This window comes from Citrobacter koseri ATCC BAA-895 (assembly GCF_000018045.1).
Classification (GTDB): domain Bacteria; phylum Pseudomonadota; class Gammaproteobacteria; order Enterobacterales; family Enterobacteriaceae; genus Citrobacter_B; species Citrobacter_B koseri.
In genome coordinates this window covers 4189465-4209736 of record NC_009792.1, presented here as the reverse complement: position 1 = coordinate 4209736, position 20272 = coordinate 4189465, and the positions used below count along the sequence as shown (strand labels likewise).

Genomic DNA, 20272 nt, shown 5'->3' with positions numbered 1-20272 from the left:
ACGCCTTATCCGGCCTGAACAATCTCGTAGGCCCGGTAAGCGAAGCGCCACCGGGCAAAACAACGTACTACCCCACCAACTCTTCTTTCACCTGCATCGCCAGGTCAAACGAATGCAGCCGCGCCTGATGATCGAAAATCTGCCCGTTGACCATAATCTCATCCGCCTGCGTTTCGCGCAGAATAGATTCCAGCCCGTGACGTACTTTGGCTTTATCGCCCACCAGCGACATGCTCAGCGCCTGCTGCACGCCATATTGCTCGGACGGCGACCAGAACTGATCCATATTTTGAATTGGCGCGGGTAGCTGCCCGGTCTCGCCGCGACGCAGTTTCACAAACGCCTGCTGCATAGAGGTAAACAGAAATTCCGCATCGCGATTGCTGTCAGCGGCGATGATATTGATGCACACCATCGCATACGGTTTTTCCAGCCGCGCGGACGGCTTGAACTGGGTGCGATAGAGATGCAGCGCCTGGAACAGCATATCGGGCGCGAAGTGGGAGGCGAAGGCGAACGGCAGACCACGCTGCGCCGCCAGCTGTGCACCGTACAGGCTGGAACCCAGCAGCCACACCGGTATCTTCTCGCCATAGCCCGGAACCGGGCGTACATGTGGATTGGGATCGCGCGCGTCGAACCAGTCCACCAGTTCAGCAACGTCGCGCGGGAAATTATCAATATCGCCGTTCATATGACGGCGCAGCGCCATCATGGTGCGCTGATCGCTTCCCGGCGCGCGCCCCAGGCCCAGATCAATCCGTCCAGGATAGAGCGTATTCAGCGTACCGAACTGCTCGGCGATAACCAGCGGTGAGTGGTTGGGGAGCATCACCCCGCCAGAACCCAGATGCAACGTGGTGGTATTGGCGGCCAGATAGCCAATCAGCACCGATGTCGCCGCGCTGGCGATACCGGTCATGTTGTGATGTTCCGCCAGCCAGTAGCGGTGATAGCCGCGCCGCTCTGCCAGACGGGCGAGATCCAGTGAGTGTGAGAAGGCCTCTTTCGCAGAGGAGCCTTCGGGGATCGGTGCCAGATCCAGCAGCGAAAATGGAATGGTTTTGTCAGTCATAACGGCTCACTTTGTCGTCGGTGAATCATTTAATACTGCATTAAAATTTGATTACCGTTGTTAACAAAGTGAGCGGTATAAGGCGGGGCGCAAACATCAACTGCCTGATGGCGCTTCGCTTATCAGGCCTACAAATGCATTGTAGGCCGGATAAGGCATTTATGCCGCCATCCGGCAAAAGTTTATCAGTCCAACCGTAGGCCGGATAAAGCATTTATGCCGCCATCCGGCAAGGTTCAGTTACACCTGTAGTTCCAGACCGGCCAGGCGTTTCCAGTAACCGTTGCAGTCGCTGTGCGCGGCCAGCGGCAACGGCGCGCTGCCGTTTTCATTGGCGCGGAAGGCGTCGAGCATGGCGAATATCTCCGTACCCAGCGGGGAAAGGCGCACAATGTCGACCAGCCCCTGCATGGAGGTCAGTTCGTTGCCGAGGTTATAAACGTAGCCGCTCATGGTCTGAATACCGTTAAGCACGAACACCTGCTGATTCTCCTGCGACAACACGTTACGCCCGTTCGGGTACTTGATGCAGCAGGTTTCACACTCGTCTTTCGGGCGATCTTCCGAACGCGCGGTAAAACAGCGGGCGGAGTACGCCAGCGGCAGATGACCGTAGCTCAGCACTTCCACTTCAAACTGATTGCGGATGCCGAGCTCATCGCACTGGTTCAGCAGATTCACCAGCCAGTCGCGGGAAAGCTCGACCGGCATGCACCAGCGCACCATGCCCTGTTTAAGCAGCAGACGCAGCGTTACCGCGTTATAGCAGTTAAGCGCGTGACCGGCGACAAACGGCAGCTTGCGCTCGGCGCACATATTCACGACGCCGAGGTCGCTGGCCTCCAGCAGGAAGTCGCCGTTTTCCACATAGCGTTTCAGTTCGCCTAATTCAGAGGCGGCCTGTACCAGCGCCAGCGTGGAGAGCACGATCTGCTTGCCGCTTCCGGCAAGGGATTTCGCCATATCAAGCCAGTCGCCCACTTTGGTGGCGCGGCGTTTGCTGCACACCGCTTCGCCAAGGTAAATCACGTCGGCGCTGCTGGTGGCGGCCTGCTGATAAAATGCTTCCAGCGTCTCTTTCGACCAATAGTAAAGCACCGGCCCTAAGGAATATTTCATTGCTTCTCTCACTGCCATTTACGGTGATACGCGCCAAGCGTGGTCTGAGTGCCTTCGGACATGGAGCCAAGCGTCTCCATCCAGGCGCTTTGCGGGACGAAGTTTTGCGGGTCGGCCATGCAGCGGTCGATCGCCTGACGCCACACTTTCGCCACCTGGCTGACATACGCCGGGCTGCGCTGACGTCCTTCAATTTTCACCGAGGCGATATTCGCCGCCAGCAGGTCAGGCAGCAGTTCCAGCGTGTTGAGGCTGGTAGGTTCTTCCAGCGCGTGGTAGCGCTCGCCATCAACCAGATAGCGACCTTTACACAGCGTTGGATAACCGGCGTTCTCACCGTCCTGATAGCGGTCGATGAGCACCTCGTTCAGGCGCGATTCCAGCCCCTGAGGGGTCTGTTGCCAGCGCACGAAGCGGGCCGGGGAGCAGGCGCCGACGGTATTGGGGGATTCACCCGTCAGATAAGAGGAGAGGTAGCAACGGCCTTCCGCCATAATGCACAGGCTGCCGAAGGCGAAGACCTCCAGCGGTACGGGCGTGACGCGGGCGAGCTGTTTCACCTGATGAATGGAAAGCACGCGCGGCAGGACGACGCGCGCAACGTCAAAGTTGCGATGGTAGAAGTTAATTGCTTCTTCATTCGTTGCCGATGCCTGAACAGAGACATGGCGCTCAATATGCGGATAGCGTTCTGCTGCATACTCAAGCATAGCAAGGTCGGCCAGGATCAGCGCATCCGCGCCCAGTTGCGCCGCCATATCCACGGCACGCTGCCAGCGAACATATCCATCCGGGTGTGCAAACGTGTTAATCGCGATGTGCAGTTTACGGCGATGTTGATGGACGTAATTCACCGCTTCCTGCAATTTTTTCTCAGTAAAATTAAGACCGGCGAAGTGACGGGCGTTAGTATCATCTTTTAGCCCGATATAAACGGCATCAGCACCGTTCTCAATGGCCGCCTTAAGCGCCGGGAGATTTCCGGCAGGGCAGAGCAGCTCCATAATTATTCCTGAATGTTGCGCCGTCCAGGCCGCAAAATTGTTAACGAAGAGAGATTTTAGTTAACCTTGCTGCGACAATTTTTGATTTAAGGCAGTTAAAGGCGTATTGGTTACACCTATAACTGGGTAACAATTTCGTATCGAATTGTTGATTTACGCCGCTATGTCGTTTATCTGATATGGCAAAATAACGGGATTATTGAAACAGGGAGTAAAGCTCGTGTTGGATAAACTGCGTTCACGCTTAGTACATTTTGGCCCGTCTCTGATGAGTGTTCCGGTTAAACTGACGCCCTTTGCGCTGAAGCGCCAGGTTCTGGAACAGGTTCTGAGCTGGCAATTTCGTCAGGCGCTGGCAGATGGGGAGCTTGAGTTCCTCGAAGGCCGTTGGTTAAGTATTACGGTGCGTGATATTAACCTTAGATGGTACACCTCTGTTGAGAACGGCAAACTGATTGTCAGTCAGAACGCTGAGGCCGACGTGAGCTTTAGCGCCGATGCCAGCGACTTGTTGATGATTGCTGCGCGTAAGCAGGACCCTGATACGCTCTTCTTCCAGCGTCGTCTGGTCATTGAAGGCGATACAGAGTTAGGGCTGTATGTGAAAAACCTGATGGACGCCATCGAACTGGAGCAGATGCCGAAAGCGTTACGCATTATGCTGCTGCAACTGGCGGATTTTGTTGAGGCGGGTATGAAAACCTCGCCAGAAACCAAACAGACCTCGGTAGGTGAACCATGCTGATTCGAGTTGAAATTCCCATTGACGCGCCCGGTATCGACGCTTTGCTGCGCCGCACGTTCGAAAGCGATGCGGAAGCGAAGCTGGTGCATGACCTGCGCGAAGATGGCTTCCTGACGCTGGGTCTGGTCGCCACTGACGACGAAGGTCAGGTGGTTGGCTATGTGGCGTTTAGTCCGGTCGATGTACAGGGTGAAGACCTGCAATGGGTGGGAATGGCGCCGTTGGCGGTAGATGAAAACTACCGTGGACAAGGGCTTGCGCGCCAACTGGTCTACGAAGGACTGGATTCACTCAACGAGTTTGGCTATGCGGCGGTCGTCACGCTGGGCGAGCCGGCATTGTACAGCCGTTTCGGCTTTGAACTGGCGGCGCATTACGATCTTCATTGCCGCTGGCCGGGCACCGAAAGCGCTTTCCAGGTACACCGCCTGGCGGAAGATGCGCTGGACGGCGTGACGGGCCTGGTGGAATACCACGACCATTTCAATCGCTTTTAAGCGTTGGGGTTTGCAGGCTGGCCAGTAGCGCCTCAAACCCTTCACCTTCTGTCACGAGTCGCTCCTTCTGGCGCTTTGTGAGTCTCTTGATGCGATACTCCATGCGCAGGGCAAGCGAGCGCTCGCCGACCTGCGCCGAAAACGCCAGGGTGAGTTCCCCTTTTCCGCGCAACGCTTTTGCGCCTTTACCACTTTGATGCTGCTTATAGCGGCGCGCTACATCGGTCGTAATCCCGGTGTAGAGGGCATTGTCTGCGGTGCGGATCAGATACAGATACCAGGGTGTCATCATGACCATTAGCGTGTTAATTTTCAGATGCCCAGTATAAGAGAGAATAACGATGGAAACACTCACCGCGATAAGCCGCTGGCTGGCAAAGCAGCATGTGGTCACCTGGTGCGTTCAGCATGAGGGCGAACTCTGGTGCGCAAACGCGTTTTATCTGTTTGATGCGCAAAAGGTTGCGTTTTATGTACTCACGGAAGAGAAAACGCGCCATGCGCAGATGTCCGGCCCGCGCGCGCCCGTTGCCGGAACGGTCAACGGCCAGCCGAAAACGGTGGCGCGGATTCGCGGAATACAGTTTAAAGGGGAGATCCGCAAGCTTGAGGGAGAGGAAAGCGATGCGGCGCGTCAGGCCTATCTCCGCCGCTTTCCTGTCGCCAGAATGCTGCCTGCGCCAGTATGGGAAATCCGCCTGGATGAAATCAAATTCACTGACAACACGTTGGGATTTGGCAAAAAAATGCACTGGCTACGCAGCCCGATCCGTAGCCTATAGTTAGATGAATGGTTGAGGTTATGGAGCGCGTGATGACTCAGGTGTTAATTACAGGGGCGACGGGGCTGGTGGGAGGACACCTCCTGCGGATGTTGCTTAATGAACCCCGGATTCATTCGATAGCCGCGCCCACACGCCGCCCTCTGGCGGATATGGTCGGCGTTTATAATCCTCACGATCCTCAACTGACCGATGCGCTGGCGCAGGTGACCGATCCGGTGGACATTGTTTTTTGCTGTCTGGGAACGACTCGCCGCGAGGCCGGAAGCAAAGAGGCGTTTATTCATGCGGATTATACGCTGGTGGTGGATACCGCGCTGACGGGGCGGCGGCTGGGCGCCCGACATATGCTGGTCGTGAGCGCAATGGGCGCAAATGCGCGATCGCCGTTTTTCTATAACCGGGTCAAAGGTGAAATGGAAGAGGCGTTAATCGCCCAGCAATGGCCGCGCCTGACGATTGCGCGTCCCTCCATGTTGCTTGGCGACAGAGCTAAACACCGGATGAATGAAACGCTGTTTGCGCCGCTGTTCCGGCTGCTGCCGGGTAACTGGAAATCCATCGACGCCAGAGATGTGGCGCGTGCGATGCTGGAGGAGGCTCTGGCGCCGGAGCAAGAAGGCGTTACCATCCTGACCTCATCCCAGTTGCGGGAAAGGGCGTTATAGCATCTGTTCACTGCCGGATGGTGGCTAACGCCTTATCCGACATGGGATTTCGTGGCGTCCTCCAGGCCCGATAAGCGCGAGCGCCACCGGGCATTTTGTCCCCATCCAATAAAAAACGACGTTTCCAAACATTTCCCAAAGGCGTAGTATTCACGGGCTTAATTATCTCAATAACTTCCTGGGGAATGCTATGGCTGGTCAGTCTTCATCTCAGGCGGTGACGCCATTTCAATGGTGGAAACCCGCACTCTTCTTTCTCGTCGTTATCGTTGGCCTCTGGTATGTGAAATGGCAGCCTTATTACGGCAAAGCCTTCACGGCTGCGGAAACGCACAGTATCGGTAAATCTATTCTGGCGCAGGCGGATGCGAACCCGTGGCGAGCGGCCTGGGACTACGCGATGATCTATTTTATCGCGGTCTGGAAGGCGGCGGTGCTGGGGGTGATCCTCGGTTCGCTGATTCAGGTGTTGATCCCGCGTGACTGGCTGCTACGTACGCTGGGGCAGTCGCGTTTTCGCGGCACGCTGTTTGGCACCCTGTTCTCGCTGCCAGGTATGATGTGTACCTGCTGCGCCGCGCCGGTGGCGGCGGGAATGCGTCGCCAGCAGGTTTCTATGGGCGGCGCGCTGGCGTTCTGGATGGGTAATCCGCTGTTAAACCCGGCAACGCTGGTGTTTATGGGCTTTGTGCTCGGCTGGCATTTTGCGGCTATCCGTCTGGTTGCCGGGCTGGCGATGGTGCTGGTGGTGGCGACGCTGGTGCAGAAATGGGTGAAAGAGTCGCCGCAGGTAGACATTCCTCAGGAGATCACCGTATCTGAACCGCAGGGCGGATTCTTTGCTCGTTGGGGAAAAGCATTGTGGTCGCTGTTCTGGAGTACGATCCCGGTTTATATCCTGGCGGTACTGGTATTAGGCGCGGCGCGCGTCTGGCTGTTCCCACATGCCGATGGCGCAGTTGATAATACGCTGATGTGGGTTATTGCGATGGCCGTCGCGGGATGCCTGTTTGTGATCCCTACCGCCGCAGAGATTCCGATTGTACAAACGATGATGCTGGCAGGAATGGGAACCGCGCCTGCTCTGGCGCTGCTGATGACCTTGCCGGCGGTGAGTCTGCCGTCGCTGATTATGCTGCGTAAAGCCTTCCCGGTAAAAGCGTTGTGGCTTACAGGCGTACTGGTGGCGATTTCTGGGGTGATAGTGGGAAGTATTGCGCTGGTGTGAAGTGGAAATGCCGGGGGCGCTTCGCTTGCCCGGCCTACGTGAGTGCTTCTCTGTAGGCCGGATAAGGCGAAGCCGCCATCCGGCTAAAACGGCGGGTTATTTGATAAACGTAAAGGCGGTGGTGACGCGTTTCACACCGCTGACCCGGCTGGCGATGTCCGCAGCGGCTTTTGATTCACGCTCGGTGACCAGACCCAACAGGAAAACCTCGCCATTTTCGGTCGTCACTTTTACGTTGGACGATTTCACCTGATCGCTGGTCAACAGCTGCGAACGCACTTTGGTGGTGATCCAGGTATCGTTCGAAGCCGTCCCAAGACCAATCGGCTGGCCCTGACGGATTTCGTTATACACTTCCGTCGCCCCATCGACACCCATCGCAATCTGTTTTGCCCGCGAGGAGAGTTCGCTATTCGGCGACTGACCCACCAGTAATACCTTGCCCTGATACGCCGTTACGTTGATGCGCGCTTCTTTCTTGATTTGTTCGTCTTTCGACAGCGCGCTGTTTACGCGCAGCTCCAGGGTTCCGTCATCCACCTGGGTGCCAACGCTACGTGGATCGGTTGCGGCTTTCGTACCCACAGCGGCGGTTCCAACCACCGCGGCAGCGACGCAACCTTGCAACAGCAACGCAGAAATAAGGACTGCGAGTGGCGAAAATGCCTTCATATGTACTCCTTAATCATCCTGGTGAGGGAAAAGCGTGTTGTCGATCAAATCGCACAAGCAGTTTACCGTCAGCATATGCATTTCCTGAATGCGCGCGCTGTGGTGCGAGGGAATACGGATTTCAACATCCTGCGGCCCTAATAACCCGGCCAGCTCGCCCCCGTCATAGCCTGTCAACGCCACAATGGTCATATCCCGAGTGACGGCGGCCTCAACGGCCTTAACGATATCGCGACTGTTGCCACGCGTAGAAATCGCCAATAAAACATCACCGGCATGGCCCAGCGCACGGACCTGTTTTGCATAGATTTCATCATGCAGGCGATCGTTGGCAATCGCTGTTAAGACCACATTATCGGTATTAAGTGCAATGGCGGGTAAACTGGGACGTTCTGTTTCAAAACGGTTGATCATGCTGGCAGCAAAATGCTGTGCGTTGGCGGCGGAAGTACCATTACCACAACAGAGAATTTTGTTGCCGTTGAGCAGGGAGTGAACCAGCGTCATGGCGGCACGGGAAATTGCATCCGGGAGAGCTTCTGCCGCAGCAATTTGCGTTTGAATGCTTTCTGTAAAGCAGACCTTAATTCTATCGAGCACGCTAATCCTTAAATCTTCAATTATGAGCGGTCGTTAAAGGCATCCTTAAACCACTCAACATCATTTCCGGTGAAGGCTAACACATCGAACCGGCAATCCACAGTATCAAAACTCCCATTGTGGCGAGCAAGCCACAAGCGGGCGGTCTGTAATAATTTGTGTTGTTTGCTCCAGGTCACACTGGCGGCCGCGCCGCCAAACTGTGCCGAGCGGCGATAACGAACCTCAACAAAGACCGTGGTTTTTCCGTCACGCATTATCAGATCGATTTCGCCGCCGCGCTCACGCACGTTGGCGGCAATAAAACGCAGTCCCTTGCTCTCCAGCCAGCGGCGTGCGGCGGCTTCCCACACGTCGCCGATCTGTTTACTCGTTAACTGGCGGGGACGATTTGCCCTTGCTGGTATTTGAGCCATGATAACTTCCTGTTAATCACGCAATCCTGTGTGGCGGTTAACGCCCCGGTATTACCGTTAATTTCGAAACCCGGCACCTGGCGCATCTGCGAGAAGTGGTTCGCCAGCGACCACGCGTCTACGCCCATCGCGTACATACGGGCAAGGGAGTAGTCGTTGCGTACGGCACCGAGCGCCTGCTGCATTAACGGCATGTTGCTACCGGCCAGCATTGGGATCTCGCTGTACTGCAAGCCTTCCATCTCCAGACGGAAGTCGGGGCCGGAAGTGCCCTGCGCGCTGCGCGAGCTGGCGTACAGCGTTGCGCCGCTTTGGCTGCCGTTACGCATGGCGATCATCGGTTTAATGAACCCGATCTCTTCCGGCGTCGCCAGAATGTAGACCGCGTCAACGCGACCGCCGCCGCCAGTGATCTGCGCGTCTGTCGGTGGTGCCGGAATCGTCAGGCCGCCAATGGTGACGCCCGGCTGTGAGGGCTGGCTGGCGGCGACAGGGCTGCCTGTCAGGGCAATGCCGGAGCCGCCGTTGACGCCCATTCTCAGTTCAGCGGTAGAACCGAATTTCTGCTGCAACACCGTGCCGCCGCCCAGCTTCTGCCACTCCTGAGCGAAAGCGTTCGCCACGCGATCGCCCAGCCCGCTGCGTGGAATCAACAACAGCGGATTTTGTTTGCCCTGGTCGTGAATATGATGCGCCGCGTCGCGGGCTTCATCTTCAGGTGAGAGGGCAAAGTAGCAAATATTGGCGTGGTTCTGCACCTTCTCAGGCTGATTAAGCGCCAGGACATTCAGCGGCGTATTGCTTTTGATCAGCTCTTCAACGTTATTTTTCAGCAGCGGGCCGACAACAATGCTGGCGCCGTCCTGCTGAACCTGCGTGAGGATCTGATCCAGCGGTTGGGAGGTGGTGTCGTAGATTTTCAGTTCAGCAGAAGGGTTGGCCGGCGCGCTCGCCGTAGCGGTCTGCGCCGGGGCGCTTACCGGTTGCTCGACGGGCTGCGTTTGTTCGTCGCCGGTTAAATCGTTCACCGCCGCCTGGGAAGGGCTGGCGACGCCGTCAGCGGCTTGCGGCTGGGCAGGTTCTGCTGGCGCTGTCGGTTCCGCGACAGGCGCAGTGGCAGGCTGCGCGTCCACCGGTTGCGTCCCCAGATTTTTTGCCGCTTCAAAACCTTGCTGAATGGTGCGGCCAAAAATGGCGGCCTGGCCGTTCAGCGGCAGTAGCAGGGCGATTTTGCTGGTGGAAGCAGGTTTAAAGCTTTGCACATTGACCAGTTGCGTAGGCAGCAGTTTTGCCCCTGGGTTTTGCGGGTAGCGTTTTTGCCAGTCAGCAATCCCGGCTTTCATCATGTCCGGGTCGTTACGGTTATCGAACCAGACACGCTGTAAATCCAGCCAGCCTTGCAGGACGTTTTCATCGGCGTTAATGACCAGCGCCTGAGCCTGTTCCTGGGTCATAGAGGAGAGCGCTTGCCAGGTGGCGTCCATGTTCTTCTGCTTGTCTTTTGCAGACAGCAGCGGCTCCTGGGCGATTAACGCGCGCAGCAGTGAAAGAGAAGGGCGGCCCTGGCTGGCATCAATTTTCGCCTGCCAGTAACGCGCCTGTTGGTTCTGATCCAAATCAGCCGGAGTGAGTTTTTCCAGCAGCGCCTGCGCGCCGGCGATATCTTTCTGCGCCAGTTTGATCTCAACCGCCAGCAGCGACTGTTCGCGACGCTGCGCATCGTTCAGGTTTTGCGGCAACTGGTTGAATAATTCGATGGCATGCTGGCTTTTGCCTTCTTTCAGCAGTGCACGAATGGCGAGTAATTGCCAGTTGGTCTTGCTATCATCTGAACTTTGCTGCATTTGTTGCAGATAAAAGCCGGAATCAGCTTGTGCCGTGCCCTGCATATGGGCAGCACTTTGATCCGGCGCCTGGGTGCCACAGCCCGCGAAAATCAATGCTGCCAGAATGACAGGCAGCGCGCGCGCGGCTTTCAAACGAGAAAATGTTGAGGGTACCATACTGTATCCAGTGATATTTTTTACGCAATGCTCAATATTAAATCGGCAATACGGACGACACAATGAAACAAAACGAATCGGCGGATAATTCTCAGGGCCAACTCTATATTGTACCTACTCCTATCGGGAATTTGGCTGATATTACCCAACGAGCGCTCGAAGTTTTGCAAGCCGTTGATTTAATTGCCGCTGAAGACACTCGTCATACCGGACTATTGTTACAACACTTCGCGATTAACGCCCGTTTGTTCGCTTTACATGACCACAATGAGCAGCAAAAAGCCGAGACGCTGGTGACGAAGCTAAAAGAGGGGCAGAACATTGCGCTGGTTTCTGATGCCGGAACGCCATTGATCAATGACCCGGGTTACCATCTGGTGCGCATCTGTCGTGAAGCTGGCATCCGTGTGGTTCCGTTGCCGGGGCCGTGCGCCGCGATTACCGCGCTGAGCGCCGCCGGGTTGCCGTCCGATCGTTTTTGCTATGAAGGTTTTCTGCCCGCGAAATCGAAAGGCCGCCGTGATGCGCTGAAAGCGATTGAAGCAGAACCACGGACGCTGATTTTTTATGAGTCCACGCACCGTTTGCTGGACAGCCTGGAAGATATGGTCGCCGTGTGGGGAGAATCTCGCTACGTGGTGCTGGCGCGTGAGCTGACCAAAACCTGGGAGACCATTTACGGCGCGCCGGTCGGCGAGCTGCTGGCATGGGTGAAAGAGGACGAAAACCGCCGCAAGGGGGAAATGGTACTGATTGTCGAAGGGCACAAAGCCCAGGACGATGCGCTTCCCGCCGACGCGCTGCGAACGCTGGCGTTGTTACAGGCGGAACTACCGCTGAAAAAGGCCGCCGCTCTTGCCGCCGAAATCCACGGCGTGAAAAAGAACGCGCTGTATAAGTATGCGCTGGAGCAGCAGGGGGAGTAAGTGTGAAAGTCGGGCGGCCGCCATTTACTGCCCTGGCTGGCCGCATCAGAGGGAAAACAGTGTTACCCGGTGGGGATAACACTGTTTTTACAGGGATTAGTAATGTTTCAGCATTCTGTCGATGGCGTGTTCCAGCCAATAGCGTTGGGTGCCGAAGTTAATCCGTAAATAGTTTTCACCGTTTTGCACGTAGTGGCTGCCATCTTCGATCACCACTCCTGCCTGTTGAGCAAAGTGCTGTGTCAGTTGCGTTGCGCTGCGCTCATCCGCACTCACGTCAATCCATGCGAGATATGACGATTCCGGCGTCATCATTTTCCAGTCGGGAAAGTGGGTCTTAATGGCGTTAGCCAGATATACGGCGTTGCCGCGCAGATATCCATTCAGCGCATCCAGCCATGCAAGCCCCTGCTGATAGGCAAGAATGATTCCCCAGACACCGAAGATATTCGGCGAGGTGATGGAGTTCTTCTCAAGCTGCTGGCGAAAACGCTGCCTCAGCGTCTCATTCGGGATGATGGAATAAGAGGTTTTCAGCCCGCCTAAGTTGAAAGCTTTGTTGGGCGAGGTCAGGACAATAACGTTATCCAGTGCGGCGCACCCCGATGACAAGCAACTGACGAACTTACCATCAAGAATGTGCTCGGCATGGACTTCGTCAACGACCAGGATCACGCCATAGCGTTTGCATAAATCAGAGACCAGACGGATCTCATCCGCACGCCAGATCCTTCCTGAAGGGTTGTGCGGCGAACAGAAGAACCATAGTTTTGGACGATGCGTTTTAAGCTGGTCTTCGATCAATTCAACATCAAGATGATAGCGGTTCTCTTCCACGCGAAGCGGACTGGCGAGAACATGCACATTCTGCCGCTGCGCCGCCATCGCAAAAGGGTCATAGACCGGCGTATTCATCATCACGCTATCGCCCGGTTGGCAGAATGCCTGAACCGTGTAGTGCAGTGTAGAAACGGTGCCGTAGGTCAGCGTGATCCAGTCACGCTGAACATTTACCTGATGGCGCTCATGCTGGAAGGTAATGACCGCGTCATAAAACGCATCGAAACAGTAGGTGTAGCCAAATGTTCCGTGCTGGACGATACGCTGGAAGCCGTCAATCACCGCAGGAGGTGAGGTGAAATCCATGTCCGCAATCCATAGCGGAATAAAGTCTTTTGGTACGGCGCCAAACCGCGAGCAGACAAACGGATGATCCCACTTGCGGCATTTATCACTTTGACGCTCGATGGTACTGTCGAAATCGAACATTCCAGACTCCTGTTAGATTAAGGCTTCAATGCCTGTTTTCACGCTTTGCACCTGTGGCCCAATAATGACCTGAACGCTATGCGCATCCAGTACAACGACGGAGAGCGCCCCGGCGTTTTTTAATGTTTGTTGATCCACTTTGGACATATCTTTCACCACCAGGCGTAAACGGGTAATACAGTTATCCAGAGAATCGATATTTTCTTTCCCACCCAGCGCATTCAAAATAACACCGTGATCATATTTTGATTTGCCGCGTGCTTTGGTATTTGCTGCAACAGCCTGGGCTGCATCATCTGAAGAGTCCTCACGGCCAGGTGTTTTAATATCATGCTTAAGAATGTACCAGCGGAAAACAAAGAAGTAGATCCCAAACCAAACGATACCAACCGGGAATAATAAATACCATTTCGTTGATGTTCCTTGCATCACGCCGAAAATTAACAAATCCAGAATGCCGCCGTCCGTATTACCAATGGTGACACCAAGAATTGCCATGACCATCAAAGCCAACCCAGACATTACAATATGGAAGGCATACAGCGCTGGGGCAATAAAGAGAAATAAAAATTCAATAGGCTCGGAGATACCAGTGATAACCGAAACTAAAACACCGGAAAGTAATAGTCCTTTAATCACCGGGCGGTTTTCGGGTTTGGCCGTTCTGTAGATAGCATATGCTACGGCAGGCAAACCAAAAATAAATGTCGGCATAAAGCCCTGAGATAAGAAGGCCGTTACATGTGGGCTGAAGGGAAGGCCAGCTTTCAGCTCGGCATAAAAAATATTGAGCGCCCCGGCGACTTCATGGCCGTTAACGAACTCCGTTCCGCCAGCCGGGGTGAAACGCACCATAGCTAACAGGATATGATGAAGGCCGAAAGGCTTGAGCAGCAGCACGCCTACACCGTATAAGAATGGGCCAAATACGCTGGTGCTCTGAATGATATGCCCGATACCGGCAATACCCATCGCGACGTAGGTCCAGAGTAATGGAATCGCTAACCCCACCAGAGACATTGTCAGCGAGGTGATAATAGGGACGAAACGAATGCCGCTAAAGAAAGCGAAAGCGTCATGCAAGACGGTATCCTGGAAACGCTCGTGCAGGAAATAGGTGATAACGCCAGCGATGATGCCGCCCAGCACGCCCATCTCTAATGTCTGAATGCCTAATACGATGGATTGCCCGACCTGTTTCATTGTCGCGGCATCCGCAATCTGGTGTGTCGCGGTCAGGTAATAATTGATACTCATATTCATCAGCATATAGCCGACAAAACCTGAAAAAGCGCCAACGGCTTTATTCCGTTTAGCCATTCCCATTGGAATAGCAATAGCAAACATGACAGGTAAATAAGTAAAAGCAAATCCACCTACCATTGCAATAAAACCAAAAGTTAATTGGGTAAGCTCCCCTCCCAGGAATGGAAAGCTTTTTATTGTCGACGGACTGGTAATTGAACTGCCTACCCCTAATAATAACCCCATAAATGCAAGCAGCGATACGGGGAACATAAATGTTTTACCCAGGCTTTGAAAGAATTCCCATAACCTCGATTTAAAGGACTTTTCCTGTGTCATGTAGAGTACTCCATGATTTTCATCAGTATAATATGAAGGTCATGAGGAATTAATCATGACCTTTTGAAATTGCGAAGTAAGTTGTTTTTATATGTTTATTGATTCAATTCGAAAACAAAGATTAACAATGCGAAGGTTGCAGTAACTTTTTGTAGGATCCGCAAACCGTTATTTTACTTCTGACGACGTCTTTCATCGCATCCATGCCCACGCGCATGTAATAACGCGGATCGTTGCCATCAGGGTTTTCCGCAAACCACTTCTTGACTGCATCGGCAAAGGCAATTTTCAGTTCGGTGGCGACGTTAACCTTGCATACGCCCAGTTCAATGGTGCGGCGGACGTATTCATCAGGTACATCGCTTGCGCCGTGCAGCACCAGTGGGATATCAACCACTTCGCGAATCTCAGCCAGACGCTGGAAATCGATTTTAGGACATTTGGTGTAAAGGCCGTGTGCGGTACCGATTGCCACAGCGAGGCTGTCGACACCGGTGAGTTCGACAAAGCGTTTCGCTTCCTGCGGATCGGTCAGGAAGGCGCTTTCCGCATCGACGCTCATGTCGTCTTCCACGCCGCCCAGACGTCCCAGTTCAGCTTCCACGCTGCAATCGCGCGCGTGACAGAAATCCACCACCGATTTCACCAGCTTCACGTTTTCTTCAAACGGGAAGTGGCTACCGTCGATCATGGCGCTGCGTACGCCGGCATTGACCTTGCGGCGGATATCTTCCAGCGACTCATGGTGATCGAGATGCAGCGCCAGCGGTATGTCATAGCTGTTGGAGTAAGCGCTGCATAGCGCGTAGATCTCTTCCAGCGCAATGTGCTTAAAGGTGCCTGGCGTCCCGGCGAGGATCACGGGGGATTGCATTTCACTGCAAACTTCGAGAATCGCCTGGATCGTTTCGGCGTTATGGATGTTGAATGCAGGGACAGCGTAACCTTTCGTCTGGGCATCTTGCAGGAGGTACTTGGTGGAAATAATGCTCATGATGCGATCCTCTTAGGCATTCCAGGGATGGATAACAACACCTTGCACCACACGGTTAACCGTGCCGCTGGCGGATGGGGTGTCCGGGGTGTTTCCGACGCTGATGGATTGCGTGAGTGCGAACACCTGCGCGTAGATCAGGAAGCAGAAAGCCAGTTCTGTATCAATAAAAGCGCGCGATGGCGGCAGCAGGATATGTGGGCCTGCGTTGATGACAGGATCGCTTTCAGCGGCGATTGCGACGACGCGCAATGCCTGTTGATCGCGGCGCAGTTCCGCTAACAGATCGAGATCGTACTGACGGGTGTAGGGATGGCTGGAGATAAACACCACGACCAGCGTTTCGTTATCAACCAGCGATTTCGGGCCGTGACGGAAACCCGTCGGCGAGTCGTAAAATGCAGCCAGCTTACCGGCTGTTAGCTCCAGAACTTTGAGCGCGGATTCACGTGCAGCTCCCTGTAACCCGCCGCTACCGAGGTAAACGATCCGTTTCCAGGGCTCATTGCCAAAAACGCCTTTGCTGAAATCACCGAGCGAGGTGAGGATCGTCTGGCAGCGATCCGCAACATCGCGGAAGGTCTGGTTGTTGATCATATCGGGTGCGAACACCGCCAGACAGCTCGCCATCATGGTGGTGATGCTGCTGGTCATCGCAAAGCCGCGATCGTGCGTTTCAGCAGGCATCAACAATGCGAAGGCGTTATCGCTGTCGACGGCATTTTGATACAGATTTCCGGCTTCATTGCAGGTGATCGAAAGGTGATAGCACTCAGGCACAAACTGATTTGCCAGCTCAACGGCGGCAACGCTTTCCGGGCTGTTGCCGGAGCGGGCGAAGGAGACCAGCAGTAACGGATGTGCGGGCGTCAGGTAATCCATTGGATTTGTGACGAGGTCAGTGGTGGGTACGGCCGTGATGTTTTTCCCGGTGTGGCGTGAAAGCCAGGGGGCGATGATATCGCCGATAAACGCGGAAGTGCCTGCGCCGGTCAGTATGATCCGCAGATCGTTTTTGCACAGCAATGGCGTCAGGAAACGATCAATGGCCGATCGAATACTGCTGATGTTATTGAGTGAGCGGATCCAACTGGCCGGTTGTTGACGGATCTCTTCTTCCGTCCAGGTGCCGGTAACGGAGGTGCGAGTTTCTGGCATAACATAGTCCTTAGTCTTGTGAACTCCACTCAGCCGTTGGTATTGTGCCTTTGACTTTCGTTTTGTTTCACTTGTTCTGCTGTTCAGTTAAATAAAATCTATAGAAAAGAAATCGAAAGTTCAATGATGCAAAATGAAATAAAACGAAAAATGTGATCGATGAAACGAAGGGTGTAGTTATCTCATTGATATATAACGTGTTGGCTTTAACTTACGTTATCTAAGGATTTCCTTAGCGAAAGAAAAAGAAAGGCCTCATGACGTTACGTCTAAGGCCAATATGACAGAGAATGAAAGGTCTACAAGGCGAAGGGCTGCCCCTGAATCCAGACACGCTGGAGATGCAGGCCATTGTCCAGCGCGATGAGGCTGGCGCATTTGCCTGGCTCGATCGATCCCAACTGGCGATCGATGCCAAGCAGGCGGGCAGGATGCAGTGAGGCCATATGGATAGCTTCTTCTGGCGTCGCGCCAGCGTGTTTGACCATATTTCGCACGGCGGTATCAATCGAGAGCGTACTGCCCGCCAGCCCACCGGACGCGGTGCGTACAATGCCGCCACGCATTTCGACGTCGTAGCCGCAAATATCATATTGCCCGTCAGGCATACCTGCTGCGCGCATCGCATCGGTGATTAATACAACCCGCGTTTTCGCGTAGCCACAGCACAGACGCAGTGCCGCAGGATGGACATGATGCCCGTCGGCGATAAGCTCCAGCCACGCACGCGTATCGGTTAACCCGGCGCCCACCATTCCAGGTTCCCGATGGTGTAATCCGCTCATACCGTTAAAACAATGCACCAGCCCGTCTGCACCGGCATCAAATGCGGCGCAGGTCTGTTCGTACGTTGCCGCGCTATGGCCTAACATGACGCGTACGCCGCGTTGTTTGAGATGTTGAATCGCTTGCAGTGCGCCAGGTTTTTCCGGCGCCAGCGCGACGATGCGCAAGGTGTTCTGTGAGACGGCTATCAGGTCGTCCAGCTCGGCAAGATCCAATTCACGAAACAGTTCAGGCGGATGAGCCCCTTTGTTCTGCGGCGTGAACCAGGGGCCTTCCAGATAACTACCCAGCACCTGCGCGCCGGGGCCGCCGGACTGACAGCGTCGGGCAATACGTTCCAGCGCATTGCGGATAGCATCCAACGGTGCAGTGACCGTCGTGGGAAGCCAACCGCCCACGCCTTCGCGCGCTTTATGCAACGCCAGTTTATCGAGCGTATCCGGCGCGTCGTCCATGACATCCAGACCTGCGCCACCGTGAACATGCGTATCAATATATGCCGGGCACAGTAACTCTGCATCACGCGCTGTGATTCCTGGGGGAACGGGCTCTATTGCCGCAATAACGCCTTTCTCAATACGGAGTTGGTGATCGTCAAGCCAGCCCTGCTCGGTCAATACGCGTCGGGCGCGCAGCAACTGGCTCATATCCCTTCCTCTATGGTGTTTTCTTCGCGACAGCGTCCCAGCTCATCCACCAGACTGGTCAGGCCGCGATGCCCGCACTCCAGCGCCTGCTGGCGAAAGGCTTCGCTGGTTAATCCTTCGCGTTCCAGCACCATCTCCAGAAGGAGCTGTAAATTCGTGCCGGTGATCACTTCCCGTCCCGGTTTCTGTAACGCCAGTGTTGATGCCACCCGAAAAGGCGTACCGCCCAACAGGTCAGTCAGAAACACGATATCCTCCCGGTCGTCCAGTTCATCAACGGCCTGCTCAAGCTGTGAGGTGAGCAGCGCGGTCGTTGATGCTTCCGGGAAGTCGATGGCGATAAATTGCGACTGCTCGCCAAGGATCTGCTTCATCGCTTTTTCCATCCCGCTGGCAAATCCGCCGTGCCCCGTCAAAATAATGCCTAACATCTCAAACCTCTTTGTCTTTACAGGAAGTGACAGAATTTACCGACTACACCCAGAACGACGGTGATGCCAATAAGGCGTAACGGGCTCCAGCCGCGGCGTACCAGCCAGAACATGGTCAGGGTATAGACCAGCGGTAAAAACGCGGGCATGAGCTTATCGATAACATCGGCCTGTAATTTAACAACCGCATCACCGGCCTTGATTTCAAGCGTGGTGTTCAGACGAACATAGGTTGCCACCAGCGCGCCAATCACCGTCATCCCAACGATAGACGCCGCATGACCCACTTTCCGGGTGTTCGCTTTGATAAGCGGAATGGCCGCGACCCCCATCCGATAAGCATAGTGCGCCAGGCCAAAACGCAGGCCGAGGTGAACCACGTTGAACAGAACAATAAAGACGACGGCGCCGAGGATAGAACCTTGCAGTGCGAGACTGGCTCCAATACCGCCGCAAATGGGCAGCAATGTCAGCCAGAACATCGCATCGCCAATTCCGCCGAGCGGGGCGCCAACGGCAATTTTGGTACTCTGAATGCTGTTCACATCCTGCTTGGAGCGCTCCATCGCGAGGATAATGCCGATCACAAACGTCACCAGAAATGGATGGGTGTTGAAGAAACCCATATGGCCCTTCATGGCACGCGCTAAATCACGTTTGTTGGTATGGATCTTTTTCAGGGCGGGCAGTAAACCGTACAGCCAGCCAGATGCCTGCATACGCTCGTAGTTAAAGGAAGCCTGCAACAACATGGAACGCCAGGCCACGCGGTTGATATCCTTTTTCGTCAGTTCAGTGCCGATACTTTGGTCTTCATAGACGTTTTCGTTTACGCCGGACAGCAGCGTCTCGTCAGTGTCGGAGACGTTTGGTAGCGTGGTTTGATTAGATGCCATCTTCGAATTCCTCTTTCTGTGCCGCAGGTTGAGTCGGTTCAGGAGATTTACGCAGCAGGTCGATCAATGCCATTGCGAGGGCCGCAGCGGCGATGGCCAGCACCGGAAGTTTGAGCCAGGCCGCGGCAACGAAACCGATGATGAAATAGGGGATATAGACATTTTTCATCATGATTTTCAGCAGTACGGCGAAACCGATAGCAGGCATAATGCCGCCTGCGACGCCAAGCCCGTCAATCAGACGTTCCGGTAGCACATCAATGGCGGTTTTCGCATGTTCCGCCCCAAAGTAAATCGGCAGGAAGGCGCAGAGGAAGTAGAAGATGCCTAACGCCAGCAGCGCCAGATAGTTTACTCGTTCAATGCCGTGGGTGTCAGCGTTAGCCGCCATACGGTCGCAGCGGGACATTACGCCAGACATCACTGAGAACAGGAAGGTAATCCCCATTTGTACGGCGACGGCAAACGGTACGGCGACACCCACGGCGACATCGGGTTTCACACCGGTCGTAATCGCAAACGTCGTTCCCACGATCGTGCCGATAATCACGTTTGGCGGCTGTGCGCCAGCTAAAGGCGCCAGGCCCATCCACACCAGTTCCAGCGTACCACCCGTCAAAATACCGGTATGCAGATCGCCCAGAATCAGGCCGACCAGCGGCCCAAGCACCACCGGACGGTGCATATGCGTTAACCCGTTGAACATATCCAGGCCTGCGATAAAGGCGAGAATACCCAACGCAAAAGCCTGCAACAGACTGATTTCCATTGT

The 20272-nt window shown here is 54.7% G+C and carries 22 protein-coding genes; 6 read left to right on the top strand and 16 right to left on the bottom strand.

The features are described from left to right. Nucleotides 1-67 precede the first annotated feature (67 nt). From CKO_RS19425 to ubiU, 3 genes are all read right to left on the bottom strand, one after another. Entirely contained in the window at nucleotides 68-1075 is a 1008-nt protein-coding gene (locus tag CKO_RS19425; protein ID WP_012135293.1) for a luciferase-like monooxygenase, read from the bottom strand. A 240-nt stretch (nucleotides 1076-1315) separates the two neighbouring features. Then, nucleotides 1316-2194: a U32 family peptidase gene (locus CKO_RS19420; protein ID WP_024130982.1), complete on the bottom strand. Its 879-nt coding sequence runs from the start codon at nucleotides 2192-2194 to the stop codon at nucleotides 1316-1318. An 8-nt stretch (nucleotides 2195-2202) separates the two neighbouring features. Next, entirely contained in the window at nucleotides 2203-3198 is a 996-nt protein-coding gene (ubiU, locus tag CKO_RS19415; protein ID WP_012135289.1) for a ubiquinone anaerobic biosynthesis protein UbiU, read from the bottom strand. Between the two features lie 220 nt (nucleotides 3199-3418). On the opposite strand from ubiU, the gene ubiT reads away from it, so the two are divergent. Together ubiT and CKO_RS19405 are read left to right on the top strand one after the other, a co-directional pair. Next, entirely contained in the window at nucleotides 3419-3943 is a 525-nt protein-coding gene (ubiT, locus tag CKO_RS19410; protein ID WP_024130981.1) for a ubiquinone anaerobic biosynthesis accessory factor UbiT, read from the top strand. Continuing rightward, on the top strand, nucleotides 3937-4440 hold the full coding sequence (locus tag CKO_RS19405) for a GNAT family N-acetyltransferase (RefSeq protein WP_012135286.1): 504 nt from the start codon (nucleotides 3937-3939) through the stop codon (nucleotides 4438-4440). Before ubiT ends, CKO_RS19405 begins: the two co-directional genes overlap by 7 nt. On the opposite strand, the gene CKO_RS19400 is transcribed toward CKO_RS19405, so the two are convergent. Further along, complete coding sequence (locus tag CKO_RS19400) at nucleotides 4427-4729, bottom strand: GIY-YIG nuclease family protein (protein ID WP_024130980.1); 303 nt, start codon at nucleotides 4727-4729, stop codon at nucleotides 4427-4429. The two genes, CKO_RS19405 and CKO_RS19400, sit on opposite strands and share 14 nt — an antisense overlap. Before the next feature lie 52 nt (nucleotides 4730-4781). On the opposite strand from CKO_RS19400, the gene CKO_RS19395 reads away from it, so the two are divergent. The 3 genes from CKO_RS19395 (at nucleotide 4782) to CKO_RS19385 (ending at nucleotide 7118) form a co-directional block, all read left to right on the top strand. Then, the gene (locus CKO_RS19395) at nucleotides 4782-5222 is read left to right on the top strand and encodes a YhbP family protein (protein ID WP_012135284.1); all 441 of its coding nucleotides are present in this window, start codon (nucleotides 4782-4784) and stop codon (nucleotides 5220-5222) included. Nucleotides 5223-5254: 32 nt separating this feature from the next. Then, entirely contained in the window at nucleotides 5255-5890 is a 636-nt protein-coding gene (locus CKO_RS19390; RefSeq protein ID WP_024130979.1) for an NAD(P)H-binding protein, read from the top strand. A gap of 190 nt (nucleotides 5891-6080) precedes the next feature. Next, nucleotides 6081-7118: a permease gene (locus tag CKO_RS19385; protein ID WP_012135281.1), complete on the top strand. Its 1038-nt coding sequence runs from the start codon at nucleotides 6081-6083 to the stop codon at nucleotides 7116-7118. 96 nt (nucleotides 7119-7214) lie between these two features. Here the strand turns inward: CKO_RS19385 and dolP are convergent, their stop codons facing one another. From dolP to CKO_RS19365, 4 genes are read right to left on the bottom strand one after another with little or no spacing between them, the layout of a single operon-like run. Further along, the gene (gene dolP / locus CKO_RS19380) at nucleotides 7215-7790 is read right to left on the bottom strand and encodes a division/outer membrane stress-associated lipid-binding lipoprotein (protein WP_012135280.1); all 576 of its coding nucleotides are present in this window, start codon (nucleotides 7788-7790) and stop codon (nucleotides 7215-7217) included. A 9-nt stretch (nucleotides 7791-7799) separates the two neighbouring features. After that, nucleotides 7800-8390: a DnaA initiator-associating protein DiaA gene (gene diaA / locus CKO_RS19375; protein ID WP_012135279.1), complete on the bottom strand. Its 591-nt coding sequence runs from the start codon at nucleotides 8388-8390 to the stop codon at nucleotides 7800-7802. Nucleotides 8391-8410: 20 nt separating this feature from the next. Then, entirely contained in the window at nucleotides 8411-8806 is a 396-nt protein-coding gene (locus CKO_RS19370; RefSeq protein ID WP_024130978.1) for a YraN family protein, read from the bottom strand. Beyond that, nucleotides 8764-10809, bottom strand: a complete 2046-nt coding sequence (locus CKO_RS19365) for a penicillin-binding protein activator (protein WP_012135277.1) — start codon at nucleotides 10807-10809, stop codon at nucleotides 8764-8766. The genes CKO_RS19370 and CKO_RS19365 overlap by 43 nt, the downstream gene beginning before the upstream one ends. Nucleotides 10810-10871: 62 nt before the next feature. Here CKO_RS19365 and rsmI point away from each other — a divergent pair, with 62 nt between their 5' ends. Next, on the top strand, nucleotides 10872-11735 hold the full coding sequence (rsmI, locus tag CKO_RS19360) for a 16S rRNA (cytidine(1402)-2'-O)-methyltransferase (protein ID WP_012135276.1): 864 nt from the start codon (nucleotides 10872-10874) through the stop codon (nucleotides 11733-11735). Between the two features lie 96 nt (nucleotides 11736-11831). Here the strand turns inward: rsmI and CKO_RS19355 are convergent, their stop codons facing one another. The 8 genes from CKO_RS19355 to agaW all read right to left on the bottom strand — a co-directional run bounded on the left by CKO_RS19355 (nucleotide 11832) and on the right by agaW (nucleotide 20269). Beyond that, the gene (locus CKO_RS19355; protein ID WP_012135275.1) at nucleotides 11832-13004 is read right to left on the bottom strand and encodes a MalY/PatB family protein; all 1173 of its coding nucleotides are present in this window, start codon (nucleotides 13002-13004) and stop codon (nucleotides 11832-11834) included. A 12-nt stretch (nucleotides 13005-13016) separates the two neighbouring features. After that, nucleotides 13017-14588, bottom strand: a complete 1572-nt coding sequence (malX, locus tag CKO_RS19350) for a maltose/glucose-specific PTS transporter subunit IIBC (protein ID WP_012135274.1) — start codon at nucleotides 14586-14588, stop codon at nucleotides 13017-13019. A gap of 121 nt (nucleotides 14589-14709) precedes the next feature. Then, entirely contained in the window at nucleotides 14710-15582 is an 873-nt protein-coding gene (kbaY, locus tag CKO_RS19345; protein ID WP_012135273.1) for a tagatose-bisphosphate aldolase subunit KbaY, read from the bottom strand. 12 nt (nucleotides 15583-15594) lie between these two features. After that, entirely contained in the window at nucleotides 15595-16740 is a 1146-nt protein-coding gene (locus tag CKO_RS19340) for an AgaS family sugar isomerase (protein WP_012135272.1), read from the bottom strand. 299 nt (nucleotides 16741-17039) lie between these two features. Further along, nucleotides 17040-18173: an N-acetylglucosamine-6-phosphate deacetylase gene (nagA, locus tag CKO_RS19335; protein ID WP_012135271.1), complete on the bottom strand. Its 1134-nt coding sequence runs from the start codon at nucleotides 18171-18173 to the stop codon at nucleotides 17040-17042. Beyond that, nucleotides 18170-18604: a PTS galactosamine/N-acetylgalactosamine transporter subunit IIA gene (gene agaF, locus CKO_RS19330; protein ID WP_012135270.1), complete on the bottom strand. Its 435-nt coding sequence runs from the start codon at nucleotides 18602-18604 to the stop codon at nucleotides 18170-18172. Before agaF ends, nagA begins: the two co-directional genes overlap by 4 nt. A 17-nt stretch (nucleotides 18605-18621) precedes the next feature. Further along, nucleotides 18622-19500, bottom strand: a complete 879-nt coding sequence (gene agaE, locus CKO_RS19325; protein WP_012135269.1) for a PTS N-acetylgalactosamine transporter subunit IID — start codon at nucleotides 19498-19500, stop codon at nucleotides 18622-18624. Beyond that, on the bottom strand, nucleotides 19490-20269 hold the full coding sequence (gene agaW, locus CKO_RS19320) for a PTS N-acetylgalactosamine transporter subunit IIC (RefSeq protein ID WP_012135268.1): 780 nt from the start codon (nucleotides 20267-20269) through the stop codon (nucleotides 19490-19492). The genes agaE and agaW overlap by 11 nt, the downstream gene beginning before the upstream one ends. Nucleotides 20270-20272 lie beyond the last annotated feature (3 nt).

What these genes read in the sequence shown, in the direction of transcription:
- CKO_RS19425 (WP_012135293.1), bottom strand. Translation starts at nt 1,075, where the DNA reads ATGACTGACAAAACCATTCCATTTTCGCTGCTGGATCTGGCACCGATC.
- CKO_RS19420 (WP_024130982.1), bottom strand. Translation starts at nt 2,194, where the DNA reads ATGAAATATTCCTTAGGGCCGGTGCTTTACTATTGGTCGAAAGAGACG.
- ubiU (WP_012135289.1), bottom strand. Translation starts at nt 3,198, where the DNA reads ATGGAGCTGCTCTGCCCTGCCGGAAATCTCCCGGCGCTTAAGGCGGCC.
- CKO_RS19405 (WP_012135286.1), top strand. Translation starts at nt 3,937, where the DNA reads ATGCTGATTCGAGTTGAAATTCCCATTGACGCGCCCGGTATCGACGCT.
- CKO_RS19400 (WP_024130980.1), bottom strand. Translation starts at nt 4,729, where the DNA reads ATGACACCCTGGTATCTGTATCTGATCCGCACCGCAGACAATGCCCTC.
- CKO_RS19395 (WP_012135284.1), top strand. Translation starts at nt 4,782, where the DNA reads ATGGAAACACTCACCGCGATAAGCCGCTGGCTGGCAAAGCAGCATGTG.
- CKO_RS19390 (WP_024130979.1), top strand. Translation starts at nt 5,255, where the DNA reads ATGACTCAGGTGTTAATTACAGGGGCGACGGGGCTGGTGGGAGGACAC.
- CKO_RS19385 (WP_012135281.1), top strand. Translation starts at nt 6,081, where the DNA reads ATGGCTGGTCAGTCTTCATCTCAGGCGGTGACGCCATTTCAATGGTGG.
- dolP (WP_012135280.1), bottom strand. Translation starts at nt 7,790, where the DNA reads ATGAAGGCATTTTCGCCACTCGCAGTCCTTATTTCTGCGTTGCTGTTG.
- CKO_RS19370 (WP_024130978.1), bottom strand. Translation starts at nt 8,806, where the DNA reads ATGGCTCAAATACCAGCAAGGGCAAATCGTCCCCGCCAGTTAACGAGT.
- CKO_RS19365 (WP_012135277.1), bottom strand. Translation starts at nt 10,809, where the DNA reads ATGGTACCCTCAACATTTTCTCGTTTGAAAGCCGCGCGCGCGCTGCCT.
- rsmI (WP_012135276.1), top strand. Translation starts at nt 10,872, where the DNA reads ATGAAACAAAACGAATCGGCGGATAATTCTCAGGGCCAACTCTATATT.
- CKO_RS19355 (WP_012135275.1), bottom strand. Translation starts at nt 13,004, where the DNA reads ATGTTCGATTTCGACAGTACCATCGAGCGTCAAAGTGATAAATGCCGC.
- malX (WP_012135274.1), bottom strand. Translation starts at nt 14,588, where the DNA reads ATGACACAGGAAAAGTCCTTTAAATCGAGGTTATGGGAATTCTTTCAA.
- kbaY (WP_012135273.1), bottom strand. Translation starts at nt 15,582, where the DNA reads ATGAGCATTATTTCCACCAAGTACCTCCTGCAAGATGCCCAGACGAAA.
- CKO_RS19340 (WP_012135272.1), bottom strand. Translation starts at nt 16,740, where the DNA reads ATGCCAGAAACTCGCACCTCCGTTACCGGCACCTGGACGGAAGAAGAG.
- nagA (WP_012135271.1), bottom strand. Translation starts at nt 18,173, where the DNA reads ATGAGCCAGTTGCTGCGCGCCCGACGCGTATTGACCGAGCAGGGCTGG.
- agaF (WP_012135270.1), bottom strand. Translation starts at nt 18,604, where the DNA reads ATGTTAGGCATTATTTTGACGGGGCACGGCGGATTTGCCAGCGGGATG.
- agaE (WP_012135269.1), bottom strand. Translation starts at nt 19,500, where the DNA reads ATGGCATCTAATCAAACCACGCTACCAAACGTCTCCGACACTGACGAG.
- agaW (WP_012135268.1), bottom strand. Translation starts at nt 20,269, where the DNA reads ATGGAAATCAGTCTGTTGCAGGCTTTTGCGTTGGGTATTCTCGCCTTT.